This is a genomic window from Nocardia sp. NPDC049935, assembly GCF_055586645.1.
Genome location: NZ_JBVJHV010000002.1, coordinates 667,736 through 682,330 on the forward strand (window position 1 = coordinate 667,736; position 14,595 = coordinate 682,330).

The 14,595-nt window shown below is 69.4% G+C and carries 15 protein-coding genes; 5 read left to right on the forward strand and 10 right to left on the reverse strand.

Annotation, left to right across the window (positions count from 1 at the left end):
- Positions 1-23: 23 nt before the first annotated feature.
- From ACZ6SF_RS11390 to ACZ6SF_RS11405, 4 genes are all read right to left on the reverse strand, one after another.
- Positions 24-947 (reverse strand): MerR family transcriptional regulator, encoded by a 924-nt coding sequence (locus ACZ6SF_RS11390; protein WP_466061953.1) that lies wholly within the window; start codon positions 945-947, stop codon positions 24-26.
- Between the two features lie 83 nt (positions 948-1,030).
- The gene (locus tag ACZ6SF_RS11395) at positions 1,031-1,528 is read right to left on the reverse strand and encodes a DUF6764 family protein (RefSeq protein WP_466061954.1); all 498 of its coding nucleotides are present in this window, start codon (positions 1,526-1,528) and stop codon (positions 1,031-1,033) included.
- Between the two features lie 318 nt (positions 1,529-1,846).
- Entirely contained in the window at positions 1,847-2,854 is a 1,008-nt protein-coding gene (locus ACZ6SF_RS11400; RefSeq protein WP_466061955.1) for an N-acetylglutamate synthase, CG3035 family, read from the reverse strand.
- Entirely contained in the window at positions 2,844-3,434 is a 591-nt protein-coding gene (locus ACZ6SF_RS11405) for a peptide deformylase (protein WP_466061956.1), read from the reverse strand. Before ACZ6SF_RS11405 ends, ACZ6SF_RS11400 begins: the two co-directional genes overlap by 11 nt.
- 244 nt (positions 3,435-3,678) lie before the next feature.
- On the opposite strand from ACZ6SF_RS11405, the gene ACZ6SF_RS11410 reads away from it, so the two are divergent.
- The 5 genes from ACZ6SF_RS11410 (at position 3,679) to ACZ6SF_RS11430 (ending at position 8,454) form a co-directional block, all read left to right on the forward strand.
- Positions 3,679-4,023: a DUF3263 domain-containing protein gene (locus ACZ6SF_RS11410; RefSeq protein ID WP_466061957.1), complete on the forward strand. Its 345-nt coding sequence runs from the start codon at positions 3,679-3,681 to the stop codon at positions 4,021-4,023.
- A 287-nt stretch (positions 4,024-4,310) separates the two neighbouring features.
- A complete protein-coding gene (locus ACZ6SF_RS11415) occupies positions 4,311-4,865 on the forward strand; it encodes a LytR C-terminal domain-containing protein (RefSeq protein ID WP_466061958.1) in 555 nt (184 codons plus the stop codon).
- A 125-nt stretch (positions 4,866-4,990) separates the two neighbouring features.
- Positions 4,991-5,683 (forward strand): superoxide dismutase[Cu-Zn], encoded by a 693-nt coding sequence (gene sodC / locus ACZ6SF_RS11420; RefSeq protein ID WP_466061959.1) that lies wholly within the window; start codon positions 4,991-4,993, stop codon positions 5,681-5,683.
- Positions 5,684-5,707: 24 nt separating this feature from the next.
- On the forward strand, positions 5,708-6,853 hold the full coding sequence (locus ACZ6SF_RS11425; RefSeq protein WP_466061960.1) for a glutamate--cysteine ligase: 1,146 nt from the start codon (positions 5,708-5,710) through the stop codon (positions 6,851-6,853).
- A gap of 119 nt (positions 6,854-6,972) precedes the next feature.
- Positions 6,973-8,454: a DUF5933 domain-containing protein gene (locus tag ACZ6SF_RS11430; protein ID WP_466062260.1), complete on the forward strand. Its 1,482-nt coding sequence runs from the start codon at positions 6,973-6,975 to the stop codon at positions 8,452-8,454.
- A 78-nt stretch (positions 8,455-8,532) separates the two neighbouring features.
- Here ACZ6SF_RS11430 and mnhG read toward each other — a convergent pair whose 3' ends face one another.
- Genes mnhG through ACZ6SF_RS11460 form a run of 6 tightly spaced genes read right to left on the reverse strand, consistent with a single transcriptional unit; the run spans position 8,533 to position 14,458 of the window.
- Positions 8,533-8,886, reverse strand: coding sequence for a monovalent cation/H(+) antiporter subunit G (gene mnhG, locus ACZ6SF_RS11435; RefSeq protein WP_466061961.1), 354 nt, complete (start codon positions 8,884-8,886; stop codon positions 8,533-8,535).
- Positions 8,883-9,143, reverse strand: coding sequence for a monovalent cation/H+ antiporter complex subunit F (locus ACZ6SF_RS11440; protein WP_466061962.1), 261 nt, complete (start codon positions 9,141-9,143; stop codon positions 8,883-8,885). The genes mnhG and ACZ6SF_RS11440 overlap by 4 nt, the downstream gene beginning before the upstream one ends.
- Positions 9,140-9,685: a Na+/H+ antiporter subunit E gene (locus ACZ6SF_RS11445; protein WP_466062261.1), complete on the reverse strand. Its 546-nt coding sequence runs from the start codon at positions 9,683-9,685 to the stop codon at positions 9,140-9,142. The genes ACZ6SF_RS11440 and ACZ6SF_RS11445 overlap by 4 nt, the downstream gene beginning before the upstream one ends.
- 14 nt (positions 9,686-9,699) lie before the next feature.
- Complete coding sequence (locus ACZ6SF_RS11450) at positions 9,700-11,295, reverse strand: Na+/H+ antiporter subunit D (RefSeq protein ID WP_466061963.1); 1,596 nt, start codon at positions 11,293-11,295, stop codon at positions 9,700-9,702.
- Positions 11,292-11,672, reverse strand: coding sequence for a Na(+)/H(+) antiporter subunit C (locus ACZ6SF_RS11455; RefSeq protein WP_466061964.1), 381 nt, complete (start codon positions 11,670-11,672; stop codon positions 11,292-11,294). The genes ACZ6SF_RS11450 and ACZ6SF_RS11455 overlap by 4 nt, the downstream gene beginning before the upstream one ends.
- On the reverse strand, positions 11,669-14,458 hold the full coding sequence (locus ACZ6SF_RS11460; RefSeq protein WP_466061965.1) for a Na+/H+ antiporter subunit A: 2,790 nt from the start codon (positions 14,456-14,458) through the stop codon (positions 11,669-11,671). The genes ACZ6SF_RS11455 and ACZ6SF_RS11460 overlap by 4 nt, the downstream gene beginning before the upstream one ends.
- Between the last annotated feature and the right edge of the window lie 137 nt (positions 14,459-14,595).

The following is a 14,595-nucleotide window of genomic DNA, read 5'->3' on the forward strand; positions in this document are numbered from 1 at the left end:
ATCGTTTTTGCCTCGAAGGTTGGTCAAGGGTTGGTGGGCTTCGGTCCTGGGGGGTGGTGCCGGCGGACGGTGGTGCCGGTGGCGTGGACGGTGCGGCCTATGTGGTGCAGGGCGGCCTCGAGGGTGTGTATCCGGTGCGCTTCGGGGGGTAGCGGTACGTGGGCCCAGCCGGGTCCGGCCAGTAGGAGCAGGGTGGATGCGCGGGTGCGGGCGGGGACGGTCTCGGCCGCGGTGCCCCGGGTCTGGGACCACAGCACGACGATGGGGTCGCGGGGTTGTGCGGCCATGGCCTCGGCCAGGGCGGTGGCGGGGACGGCTGCGCCTAGTAGCAGTGCGGCGACGGCGTTTTCGGCGAGGGCGGCGCGGAGCACCTCCAGCGGCAGCACGTGGTTCTCACCGCCGGTGCAGGCCAGGAGTACCGGTGCGCCGCCGCCGAGATTGCGGACGGGCGGGACCGTGCGGTGCAGGGCGGCGGTAATCGCCGAGGAGAACACGTGCTCGACATCGATGAGTCCGTGACCGCGCTCCTGGCGGGCCACCAGGTCGGCGAAGACCGGGCGGCACAATCCGTTCCACGTGGTCACCACACCCAGATGAGCGAAGTGCGCGGTGACCAGCGAGAGCAGCTCCGGATAATCGAGCCGGCCGGCGGCCGCCAGGACGGGGGACAGATCGCCGAGCAGCGGGGTGGGTTCGGCGGCCGCGCGGGCCGCCTCGGCCGCGCTCACCGGAGTCGCCCCCGCGCGCACCAACTCGACCATCCGGCGCAGCGCCGCCACATCACCGGCGGTGTATTGGCGGTGCTGCCCCGGCCGCCGGCGCGTGGGCCCCAGCCCATAGCGCTGATTCCAGCTCCGCAGTGTCGCCACCGGGATACCCAGGGACCGGGCGACGGCACTCACGGTCAGCCCGGCCTCCGGATCGATTCCCGCACCGGCCCCGGTCAATTCCGGCCCCTTTCGCCGCTCCGGAACATCCGATCCGGACCTGGTCGTATCGCCGGGAACGACGGTGTGGTGGCCGATTCCGCTCACGGCATGGACAGACAGCCCTGCAGCGTCTGGAAGTCACCGGCGAACCCGGGCCCGCCGGTGCAGGTGGGCGCCGAGGTGCCCGTGACGGTCACCGTCGCGCCGGGCCCGGCGATTCCGATGGACAACCCCGGCCGCACCCCCGTGGTGTCGGCCGTGGCGCCGGGACCCACCGCGATCGCGGCCGGACCGGAGAGGAACTGCGAGGCCGAGGCGGCATTTCCGCCGTTGGCGGCGATGGCCAGCGAGAGGCTGGTCGGCGCGGCATCGGCGGCCGCGTTGCCGTCGATGCCGTAGGCGGCGGCCGCACCGCCCGCGTCGCTGTCCGCGGCGCAGGAGGCCCCGGCGGCACCGGCTTCGACGGCGGCGGCGCCGGCCGCCGGACAGGCGGCAGGTGGCGCGGCGTTCGCTGTCGGCCCCCCGACCAAGGCCCACAGTGACGCCGCGCCCACGCCCACCAGCAACCCGAGTGAGCGTGTGGCGATGGGATGGAACATGACGGTCTCCTCGTTCTCGATCGCGGTGCCGGGCGGCGCCACGCGGGAGACGCCCGGCCGAGCCAGAAAATCCTCCGTCTATGCCCACCACCCTACGCCCCAAGCGATGCAAAATCGATGCATCAACAAAACCCGCCCCACCGCCCAAAGGGCACGGCTAACCCAGTAGCTCCCAGAGAAACATCTCAACCAGCCGGTAAAGGGTTCGGCCCGCGTCGGCTGTCAGCCCTCGAAGCGCATGCGGCGAAGCCGCGAGTCTCGAGGGCTGACAGCCGACGCTCAGAAGGGCCGAACCTCGAGCGCGTCAGCGCTCCAGAATTACAGCGGAGCTGCTCCAAAATTACCGCTCACGGCGTAGCGGTAGCTGTGGTGGTCGATGAACCCCAGTTCGCCGAAGAGTTCCAGCGCCTCCACATTCCCCGCCTCGACCTGCACATACGCATGGGTCGCACCGCGATCACGCCCCCAGCGCAGCAGTTCGCCGCAGACCAGCGCGGCCAGCCCGTGCCGGCGGTGCGCGGCCAGGACCGCCACGCAGGTCAGGCCGACCCAGCGGCGTCCGTCCGAGGCCGCGGTCAGGGCGCCGCGGGCGATGGCGATGGGACCGGGCAGCCCCAGGGAGGCGAAACCCAGCTGACCCTCGTAGACCGCCGACAAGACCTCGGGCAGCGGGACGGTGGTGCTGTGCCCGGTGGGCTCGTCGCCGCGATGGCGGTGGATTTCCAGCCAGGCGATATCGGGTTCGGGGGCGATGCGCACCATGGACGGGCCCTGCGGCAGGACGAAATTCTCGATATCGATACCGAGTACGCGGGTTTCGCCCCAGCTGTTCCAGCCGTGCGGGACGGTGGCCAGCCGATCGGGGAGGGCGAGCTGCAGGGGCAGGCCTTTCGCGGCGTACCAGGCGCCCATGCGGTGCAGGGTGTCCGGGCCCATCCGCGCCGGGCCGCTCGAATCCCCGATGGGCACCGCCGAATTGGCGCGGCGGGTGTAGCCGTGCCCGGCGCGCAGCATCCAGCCGTCCATCCAGGCGTATTCGGTGCCCGGCCAGCCGTAGGCGGCGGCGGTTTCCAGCGCGCGGATCTCGGAGGTGCGAATAGGCCGGGGCGCCAATGATTTCAAGGCGACCACGCGGCCGGTCGGGATCAGTACGGGGTGCCCGTCGGCGGCCAGGACGGTCAGCGGGTTCGTCGACACCACCTCACCGATCACATCGGTGAGCGGCGGATCGCTGCCGTCCGGCAGCCGGTAGCGGACCACGACCCGTTCGCCGACCGGGATATCCGCGGCGGCGCTGTGCTCGGGTTCCGGCGGTTCAGTCGTCATGTCCGAAGGGGTCCGGATCGATACCGGGCATCCAGGTCTGCCCCGGGGTGCCCCAGCCGTTGCGTTTGACCGATTTCTTCGCGGCACGGGCGTACCGGCCGATCAGCACATCGATATAGAGGTGCCCGTCGAGATGGCCGACCTCGTGCTGCAGCATCCGCGCGAAGAAGCCGGTGCCCTCGATCGTCACCGGTTCGCCGTGCTCATCGGTCCCGGTGACCTTCGCCCAGTCGGCGCGCCCGGTGGGGAACTGCTCACCGGGTACCGACAGGCAGCCTTCGTCGTCGTCCTCGGGATCCGGCATCGTCTCCGGGATCTGCGAGGTCTCCAGGACGGGGTTGATCACGGCCCCGCGCCGCCGGGTCACCGTCCCGTCCTCCGCCCGGTCGGGACAGTCGTAGACGAAGAGTCGTTTGGACACTCCGACCTGATTGGCGGCCAGGCCCACACCGTTGGCGGCGTCCAGGGTCTCGTACATATCCGCGACCAACCCGGCCAGGTCGGCCGGTGCTTCGGTGACCGGCTCGGTGGGCCGGTGCAGTACGGGATCGCCGACGATCACGATGGGCAGGATAGACATGGCTACGAGCTTATTGGTGCCCCGGCGCAGGATGAAAAGGGCCTGTTCTGAAGTGCCGCGGGAGGCGCCGGCGCGAGACGGGCGGCGACCCCGGGTTATTCCGGTACGACCGTGCCGGACACGCCCGGATGCGTGCGGCAGCGGTAACTCGCGCGGCGTGGTTGAATATCGAAAGGCAGTAACACGGTGACGCGATGGGTCTTGAAATGTGATCGCGTCCGGTGGTAACTCGGCGAGGAGCAAGATGGACGGCGCAGCAGCGCGGGATCTTTCCGCAATCCAGGCCAGTCCTCCGGCCAATACAGCGAATACGGTCGAATCGGCCCACGATCCGGACAGCGGTCTCAGCCGCCGCGAACACGAGATCCTGGCCTTCGAACGGCAGTGGTGGAAATACGCGGGCGCCAAAGAGGAAGCGATCCGCGAACTGTTCGCGCTCTCACCCACGCGCTACTACCAGGTCCTCAACACCCTCATCGACCGCCCCGAAGCCCTGGCCGTCGATCCGATGCTGGTGAAACGACTCCGCCGCCTGCGCGCCGGCCGCCAGAAGTCCCGCGCCGCCCGCCGCCTCGGGTTCGATATATAGGAGCTGTGATATTGGAGCGGCTCCGCCGCTCGAGGTTCGGCCCTCTTGGGCGCCTGCTGTCAGCCCTCGAGACTCGCGGCTTCGCCGCATGCGCTTCGAGGGCTGACAGCAGGCGCGGGCCGAACCCGGTCGGGCCTTCGGCCCTCGGTGCGGGGGCGGGTGTGGGGGTGTGGGGTGGGGCGAGAACGTAACTCGGGTCTTGTGGAGTCGGTGTGGGGGTGGGTGAAAACGTGGTCGGGCCCCGCGTGCCGCGGGCGCGCGGTCGAGCGCAACGCTAGGCTCGGGCCGTGAGCAATTCGAACCCTGGCTCCGGTGGGCCGCCGCTGCGTGCGACGGCGATGGTTCTGATCGCGCTGGCGATCGTTTTCGCCGGTCTGGGCGCGATGTCACTGTCGAGCGCGGATTCGGAGTCCTCCGAGAGCGCCGAGAGTGCGGGGACCACCTCGACGACCACCGCGCCGGCCGCGCCGCGGACCACCGCGAGCGCCGCGATTCCGACGACCACGGCGGCGGGTGCCACCACCAGCGCGGTGTCGACCAGCACCCAGGCCGCCGCCGGCGAGGTGGACCGGGCCGCGCCGGTGCGAGTGCTCAACAACAGCCTGGTCGCCGGGTTGGCGGCCACTACGGCGAACGAACTGGCGGCCAAGGGCTGGACCAACACCTCGACCGGTAACTACGCCGCCGCCACCCTGGAGGCCACCACCGTCTACTACGGCACCGCGCCCGGCGACCAGGAGACCGCGGCCGCGGTGGCCGCCGATATCGGGGCCACCACCGCGCCCATGGCGCCGGGGGTGGGCGACGGGTCCGGTGTGATCGTCGTGGTGACCGGGCGGTGACGCGGGCGACCGGAGGTCGGGGCTGTCCCGGACGGATGCGGGGGGCGTGGCATCATCATCTGCGTCGAATGATCGTTGTCGAAACGATCGACCCGTAAACTCGGTACTCGTAAAGGAGTTCCTCGATGGCACCGTCCACATCTCGTCGCCCGTCCTGGCGGACCGTGACCCCGGTGCTGGCTGTCGCGGCTTTCGGCCTCGTTGCCTGCACGAACAGCCAGGAATCCAGCGACGCGACCGGTACGACGCCGCCGGTGTGGACCTCCTCGCCGGCTCCGGCGGGCGAGTCCGAACACGGCGAGCACGCCGAGGAGCAGGGCACTCCGGCCGGTTCGGGGACCGAGGTCGAGCTGAAGACGCCGAGCGGCGCCTCGGCCGGCACCGCTAACTTCACCGTCGACGGCAACCATCTCAAGGTCACCGTCGACGCCACGGGACTGACCCCGGGTTTCCACGGCCTGCACATCCACCAGGAGGGCAAGTGCGAGGCGAACTCCGCGCCGCCCGCCGGTGGCGCGCCCGGTGATTTCCTGTCCGCGGGCGGGCATCTGCAGGTCGGCGGTGCCACCGGGCATCCGGCCAGCGGCGATCTCACCTCGCTGCAGGTCCGTGAGGACGGTCACGGTTACCTGGTGACCACCACCGATACCGTCACCATGGCCGATATCGAGGGCAAGGCGCTGATCATCCACGCCGGTCCGGACAACTTCGCCAATATCCCGGAGCGCTACACCCGTGAGGGCGGCGCCGGCCCGGATCAGAACACGATGAGCACCGGGGACGCGGGCGGGCGCGTCGCCTGCGGCGTCATCGGGTAGCAGTCGACGCGCTACGGAGGCGAAATGGGTGGGGCACGGATCGAACCGGTTCCTTTCCGTGAGTCGCCCAGGCCGACCATCGGGATCGAATGGGAGATCGCGCTCGTCGACAAGACGAGCCGCGATCTGTCCAATACCGCCGCCGCGGTCTTCGACGCAGTCGGTGAACTGCGTGCCCACGACGGCACTCCGCAGGTGAGCAAGGAACTGCTGCGCAACACGGTGGAACTGGTCACCGGTGTACACGAATCCGTCGGTGCGGCGGTACAGGATCTGTCCGCCACCATGGATACGGTGCGGCGGGCCGCGGACGGTCTGGGGGTGGATCTGTTCTGCGCGGGCACCCACCCGTTCGCGCAGTGGTCGACCCAGCAGCTCACCCGCACCGAACATTACGACGAGCTGATCGAACGCACCCAGTGGTGGGGCCGGCAGATGCTGATCTGGGGCGTGCACGTGCACGTCGGGGTTTCGCACCGGGAGAAGGTCTTTCCGATCCTGAACGCGCTGCTGCTGTCGTATCCGCATCTGCTGGCGCTGTCGGCGTCCTCGCCGATGTGGTCGGGGTCCGATACCGGTTACGCCAGCAACCGGGCGCTGATGTTCCAGCAGTTACCCACCGCCGGACTGCCGTTCCAGTTCGAGAACTGGGGCCAGTTCGAGCGCTATGTGCACGACGAGATGAAAACCGGTGTGTTCGAACAGCTCGGCGGGATGCACTGGGATATCCGGCCGGCCCCGAAATGGGGGACCATCGAGGTCCGCATCTGTGACGGGATCTCCAATCGCGCGGAACTGGCCGCACTGGCGGCCTTCATCCACTGTCTGATCGTGCACCTGGACGAACGGGTGGAAAACGGCGAGGATCTGCCGACCCTGCCGCCGTGGCATGTGCAGGAGAACAAGTGGCGGGCCGCGCGTTACGGCCTGGACGCCATCGTCATCGTGGACGCGGACAACCGGGAACGGCTGGTTACCGACGATCTGGCGGAACTGCTGGACCGGCTCGAGCCGACAGCGCGCCGGCTGGGTTGTGCGGACGAACTGGCCGCGGTGGCCGATATCCCACGGCACGGGGCCAACTATCAGCGGCAGCGGAAGGTGGCCGCGGCGGCGCAGGGGGATCTGGTGGCGGTGGTGGACGCCCTGGTGCGTGAACTGGACGGCTGAAGCCGTCCGGTCCGCTGCTGTTCAACAGGCCGTGGGCCTGCCGTTCACGTGCCGTTTACGATGAGCGAGTGCTAGTCGAAAACCCGAATACGGGAGCCGGGCCCGCGGCGCGCCCATCCGTGCCGCATCGGGGGTTTCGGGTATTCGCCGTACTCGCGGTACCGGCCCTGCTGATCGCCCTGCAGGCGGTGGCGGTCTGGCGTGGGTACGAGGGGCCCCTGGAGAGTCTGGTCCGGGATTACCTGGGCACTCCCAAATCCATGACCGTGCCCTGGGCGGGTCTGGTGCTGGCGCTGGTGGGCCTTGCCGGCCGGCACCGGCTGGTGGCGTTCGCGTCCGCGGTGGCGATCGATATCGGATACGCGGGCGCCCGGCTGCTGATGGGGGACCCGTTCACCGTCGGAAACGGTCCCGTGCTGGTACTCACCGGGCTGGTGCTGGTGGCGTGGTTGCGCTGGGAGGGGCCGACGCGGCGTAACGCGTTGCGGGCGGCGGCGCTGGGGGCGCTGCTGATCCTGGCCACCAAGGTCGGCGATGTCTGGCTGCACATCACCATCGACCTGCGGCCCGAGGTACTGGATCAGTACGTGATGCTGGCCGATCACGCGCTCGGCGATCCGTCCTGGGTGATGGGCCGGGTATTGGAGGCGCTGGGGCCGGTGCCCGACGCGGTGCTGCACTGGGTGTACATCGAACTGCCCGCCGCGGCGATCCTGGTCGCGGTCTGGCAGTTGCGGTCGGTGGCCGGTGGCGGCCGGTGGCCCGCCCACTATCTGGTGCGTACGTTCCTGGTGCTCGGGCTGGTGGGTCCGCTGGTGTACATCCTGTTCCCGGTGGTCGGGCCGATGTTCGCCTACGGCGCGGACGGTAACGGGTTCCAGGTGGGCAACTACTGGCCCGGGGTGGTCCCCTCGCTGGATCGCAGCCCGGCGGCCATGGCCTTCGACGCGGTGGCTCCGCGCAACTGCATGCCGTCCATGCATACGGCGTGGGCGCTGGCGCTCTTCCTGCACACCCGGCGCAATCCGGACGGCACCCTCGCCCCCACCTGGTTGCGCTGGGGCGGCACCTTCTGGCTGCTGTGCACCCTGTCGGCGACCCTGGGTTTCGGCTACCACTACGGCGTGGACCTGGTCGCGGGCGCGGTGCTGTGCCTGACCGTGGAATCCGCGCTGCGCGATCCCGAACGCGGCTGGGGCCGGTTCCGGATCCGCCTCGTCGCGGGCGGCGCGCTGGTGCTGGTGGCGCTGCTGCTGGGTTACCGGTACCTCGCGGTGCAGATGGCCGACCATCCGATCGTGGCGGGGTCGGTGGTGCTGGCCCTGCTGGCCGCGATGGCGGCCGGATTCCACGCGACCTGGTTCGCGCGCCGCCGCCGGCCCGTCGCGACCGAGGTTTCCGGTCTGAGCGGCCGGTTGCCCGGTTCGGTGACCACCGGAGCCGGGGTGGCGAGCGCGGTCGCGGCGGCGGGCGCCCCGGCCTCGGTCCGCCCGGCGGTCGCGTCCGCTCCGGCCCCCGTCCGGGTTCCGGGCGGCGGCGAACCGGCGGTGGCCGCCGAGGGGCAGACGGGTTCCGCCGCCGCGGGCGACGACTCCCGCTGAGTTCGCGTCACGAGCGCGCCGGCGCTGCCGTTCCGGTGTCCGGTGCACCGCGTCGGCGCCCGGGCCGGCATTCCGGGACTACGGTTGCCGCTGCTCCTTCTCCAGGTCGTCCTCCAGCTCGTTGACGACCAGGAGATCCTTGCGATGCAGTTGCTCACGATAGGCGGTGCGGCCGATGAGATGGGCGATCACGGGTGCGGTGAGCAGGGTGAACAGCCCGACCATCACCAGCATCCAGACGTTCGGATCCTCGTAGACCCGCAGACAGGTACCGGTCAGCACCAGTGTGAGCCCGATGACCTGTGGTTTCGTCGCCGCGTGCATACGCAGCAGGGTGTCGGGGAAGCGGACGATGCCGATCGCCGCGGTCAGCGCGAACAGCGAGCCGAGGATGATCAGGGTGCCGGAGATCCAGTTCAGTACGGTCGTCATCGGTCGTCCCGGACCCGGAAGCGGGTGACGGCGGCCGACCCCAGGAAGCCCACCAGCGAGAGCGCGACAATGGCCGGAACGACCGTGGTATCGCGACTGTAGGCGGCCCAAACCGCCAGACCGCAGATGGCCATCGCGATGATCGAGTCGATCCCCACGACCCGGTCGAGGGTGTCGGGTCCGGCCAGAATGCGGTAGGCGGTGATCAACGCGGCGGCGCCGAGCAGCACCGCGGCCACCACTGCCACAACGTTCACGAGCGCACCTCCTCGGGAGTGTCCGGCGGGGGAAGCGGGGTGGCGCGGTTCTCCAGCCCGGCGATCAGCAGCCGCTCCACCTGGCGGATGGTCCGGTAGAAACTGGCCACCGCCTTCTCACTGCTGATATCGACGACATGGACGTAGACCACGCACTGCTGGCGATCGATTTCGAGCACCATGGTGCCGGGGATCAGGTTCAGCAGATTGGTGCACAGGACCAGCACCAGATCGGACCGGAAGGCGAAGCGAACCCGGAGTACACCCGAAACCGGGGGCGGACCGGGCCGCAGCGCGAACCAGGCGACCTGGAGGCTGGATTCGATCGCGTAGTACACGCTCGCGGCGACCAGCCGGATCAGCGGCAGCAGCCGCAACCGGCCCTGCACCGGGATCCGGGGGAGCGGAAGGGCCACCATGATCACCAGCCCGACCACGAATCCGGCCAGCACATTGGCGACGCTGATCTGCCCCCACAGCGCCACCCACACCACCGTCAGCCAGGCCAGGACCCCGACGCGCAGAATATTGTCACGGGTCAGGGCGATCCAGCGCGTCATTTCGTCCCCCCGCCCAGCACCGCGCCGATATAGACGCCGCGATTCTGCAGTTCCACCGCGGCCCGGTCGGCGATGCCCAGCACCGGTCCGGCCCACACCGTGAGCGCCAGGCCCACCGCGACCAGCGCCGCCGTCGGCAACACCATCATCACCGGGAGCCGGCCGGGATCGGTCCGTTCGTCGTAGAGCATGTCGGTGTTGTCCTCGACCAGCGACGGCAGCGTCGCCGCCACCAGATGCCCCTCCGGGGCCTGTTCACGAGGCCGCCAGAACGCCTTGCTCCAGACCCGCGCCATCACGTACAGGGTCAGCAGGCTGGTGATCACCGAACCGGCCACCAGGATCCAGGCCAGCGCGCTGCCGTCCTGCGCACCGGCCTGGAGCAGGGCCACCTTGCCGATGAAACCGGAGAACGGCGGGATACCGCCGAGATTCAGCGCCGGTATCAGGAACAACCCGGCCAGTAGCGGGCTGGCCGCGGCGAGCCCGCCGACCCGGCGCAGCGACGCCGACCCGGCCTGCCGTTCGATCAGTCCGGCCACCAGGAACAGCGCGGTCTGCACGAGGATGTGGTGGGCGATGTAGTACACCGTGCCGGTGAGACCGATCCGGCTGGCGATCCCGACGCCGAACATCATGTAGCCGATATGGCTGACCAGGGTGAACGACAGCAATCGCCGGATATCGTTCTGCGCGATCGCGCCGAAGATACCGATCAGCATGGTGAGCAGGCCCGTGATCAGCAGCAGATTGTCGAAACCGCCGTCGGGGAACAGCAGGGTCTGGGTCCGGACGATGGCGTAGACACCGACCTTGGTGAGCAGACCGGCGAAAACGGCGGTGACCGGGGCCGGTGCGGTGGGATACGAATCCGGCAGCCAGTTCGACAGTGGGAACACCGCGGCCTTGATCCCGAACGCGACCAGCAGCACCGCGTACACGGCCTGGCGGATACCGTCGGGAATCCCGTCCATCCGGACCGCGAGCTGGGCGAAGTTCAGCGTGCCGGTCGCGCCGTAGATGACCGCCGTGCCGATCAGGAAGATCAGCGACGACACCATCGACACCATCACATACGACACTCCGGCGCGGATCCGGTCGGCGGTCGCGCCCAGGGTCAGCAGGACGAAGGAGGCCACCAGCAGGATTTCGAAACCGACGAACAGGTTGAACAGATCGCCGGCCAGGAAGGCCATCGAGACGCCCGCGTTGAGCACCAGATAGGTGGGCCAGAAGATCGAGGTGGGCTGGCGGACGCGGCTGTCACCGATGTTCTGGCCGGCGCCGTAGACCGCGACCGCGAGCAGCACGATCGCCGATACCAGCAGCATCGCCGCCGACAGCCGGTCCACGACGATGGTGATACCGATCGGGGTCTCCCAGCCGCCGACCTGCACCGCGACCGTACCCTCGCGATCGGCCAGGTACAGCAGCCCGGCGCAGATCACCACGACCGAGGTCAGCGCCACCATGACGAACACCCGCTGGATACGCGGGCTGCGGCCGACGATGAGGGTCGCGGCGGCCGCCAGCAGGGGAATGAGCACCGGGAGCGGGGCCAGCGCGGGCAGGAAATCGGAAGACAGGCTCATTCTTCGGGGTCCTCCCGCTCGCGCGCGGCGATCCCGATGTCCTCCGGGTCGTTCTCCACTTTTTCGCTGGTGGTCAGGATGTAGGAGCGATACGCCAGGGCCAGCACGAATGCCGAGATCCCCATCGTGATCACGATGGCGGTCAGCACCAGGGCCTGGGCCAGCGGATCGGCCATACCGCTGTGCGCGGTGTCGTCGGTGCCCTTGATCGGCGCCGACCCGTCCGGCCCGCCCATGGTGAGGATGAGCAGGTTCACGGCGTTGCTGAACAGCAGGATGCCGAGCAGCATCTTGGAGACGGTCCGCTCCAGCAGCAGGTATACGCCGCAGGCGGTGAGGACGCCGACGACGATCAACAGGGTCAGGTTCGCGCTCATGTTTGCACCAGCTCGTCGTCCAGCCGCGCGCCGAGGCTGCGCAGTACGTCCAGGACCAGGCCGACCACGATCAGATAGACCCCGAGATCGAAGAACAGGGAGGTCACGAGTTTGACGTGGCCGAGCAGCGGCACGGTCGTCTCCACGATCACCGAATACAGCGGCGGCGCGCCCAGCAGCAGTGACGCGGTGGCGGTACCGGCCGCCAGGACCAGGCCGGCGCCGAGCAGACGCCCGGCGTCCACGGGCAGCGCCTCACCCAGCTCGTACTGCCCGCCCGCGAGATAACGCAGCACCAGGGCCAGCCCGGCGATGAGCCCGCCGGCGAAACCGCCGCCGGGGGCGTTGTGGCCGGAGAAGAAGAAGTAGACCGACAGCACCATGACGGTGGGGAACACCAGGCGGGTGGTGATCTGCAGCACCATCGACCGGTCGCGGCGGTCCACCAACCGGCCCGCGGGCAGCCAGCTCACCTTGCCGGGGGTGTAGTTGGGGGCATCGGCCGCACGCGGCGCCAGCCCGAACCGGCGACTGCGGAACACCAGCGAGGCGACCCCGGTCGCGGCCACGACCAGCACCGATATCTCACCGAGCGTATCCCAGGCGCGGATATCGACCAGCAGGACGTTGACCGCGTTCTTACCGCCGCCGAATTCGTAGGCGGCCTCCGGGATACGTTCCCAGATCGGCTGGGTGTTACGGGCCGCGGCGGCGAAGGCCGCCAGCACCGGGACGGCGATACCGACGGCGATGGCGATGGCCGCCCGGCCGATCTGGAATCCGGCCTGCTGTTCCGGCCCGATCTCGGCCGGGAACGCCCGCAGCACCAGGACGAAGACGACCAGGGTGAGCGTTTCCACCAGGAACTGGGTCAGCGCGAGATCGGGAGCGCCGTGCAGGGCGAAGATGACACCGCAGCCGTAGCCGGTGAGGCCCACCACCAGCACACTGGCCAGGCGGTTGCGCAGGACCGTCGCGCCGAGCGCCATCGCGATCATGATCGCGCCGATCACGAACTGCAGCGGGGAATCCCACAGCCGCAGTTCGACGCCGGTGCGGGTGCCGACGGCCAGGACCACCGCGGGCAGGATGACCAACGTTCCCAGGATGGCGGCCTGGTTCAGCGGCAGCGAACCGCGTTGGACCGAACCGGTCATCCGCAACGAGATCCGGTCCATGGCGCGCAGGGCGGCGTCGTAGCCGCGGTCGGCGTTGCCGAGCAGCGTGGTCGAGTGGTCGAACCGGTCGCGCAGCGCGAAGAGCCAGGCCCCGGCGGCGATGATCACCACGGTGAGCAGTAGCGGCCAGGTGAAGCCGTGCCACAGCTGGAGGTGTTCGGTCAGCTCACCGGGCAGGGACGCCGCGTAGGGAACCAGCAATTCGTCCAGCAGGGGGGCGGCCGGGCCCGCGCCGAGCGAGCCCACCGCCAGCAGTACCGGCGCGGCCATGAGGGCGGCCCCGGGCGCATGCCAGCCGGGTTCGCGGACACCGGATTTGTCGGCGAAGGCGCCCCAGAGGAAACGCGCGCTGTAGGCCACGGTGAATACCGAGCCGAGCACGATGCCCGCGCCCAGCAGCAGCTTGGCGGTGAGTCCGAGAGGTTCGGCGGACAGTTCGGCGGCGAGTGCGGATTCCTTGGCGACGAAACCCCACAGCGGGGGGATTCCGGCCATACTCAGCGCCGCCAGCGTGGCGGTCGCGAACAGTATCGGCGCGCGTCTGCCCAGGCCGGACAGTTCGTCGATCTCGCGGGTGCCCGCGCCGTGATCGATGATGCCGACCACCAGGAACAGACAGGCCTTGAACAGGGCGTGCGCCACGAGCAGGGCGATACCGGCGAGGGCGGCGTCGGGAGTGCCGATCCCGACCATCGTCACCAGGAAGCCGAGCTGGCTCACCGTGCCGAAGGCCAGTACCAGTTTCAGGTCGGTGACCTGCATCGCGCGCAGACCGGCCAGCAACATCGAGGCGACACCCAGGGTGAGCACGAGCGGGCGCCACACCGGTTCGCCGGCGAAGGCCGGAGCCAGCCGGGCGATGAGGTACACACCGGCCTTGACCATGGCGGCGGCGTGCAGATAGGCGCTCACCGGGGTGGGCGCGGCCATGGCGCCGGGCAACCAGAAATGCAGCGGCACGATGGCCGATTTGCTCAGCGCTCCCACCAGGACGAGCACCAGTGCGACCTGCACCGCGATACCGCCCGGAGGGTGTTCGGCGGACAGCAGATCCGACAGCAGATAACTGTCGTAGCGCTCACCGAGGATGACGATCCCGGCCAGCATCGCCAGCCCGCCCGCGCCGGTGACCAGTAGCGCCTGCAGGGCGGCCCGCCGGCCCGCTGCGCTGTCGGAATTGTGTCCGACGAGCAGGAACGACAGCACCGTGGTGATTTCCCAGAACGTGAACAGCAGCAGCATGTTATCGCTGGTGACCAGGCCGAACATGGCGCCGGAGAAGGCGACCAGCCAGGCGGCGAAGGAGCCGAGCTTGGGTTCGTCGTCGGTGAAATAGCGTGCGCAGTAGGCCAGTACGAGGGCGCCGATACCCAGGACCAGCGCGCTCATCACGGTGGCGAGCGAGTCGAACCGCAGATCCAGCGACAGGTCGATATTGGGCGCCCAGTTCATCCGGACCTGCACGGTGTCGTTCCACCGGGCGATGACCCAGACGAGGGAACCGAGCGGGACGAGCGCGAGCGGATAGAACGCGTTGCGCCCCATCACTCGCACGGCGGGCGGCGCGACGAGCGCGGCCAAAGCGTGTGCGAGCAGGATGGCGAGCAAGCGTTACCTCCGTCGGGAATCGGGGCGGCGGGGTACAGCGCGCTCATCATATGCGAGCACGATCTGGCACAATCGTACAGGTTAACGGACCGTGGTCCGCATCCGGCTACCCTCGGGCAACGATCACCGCAGGTCAG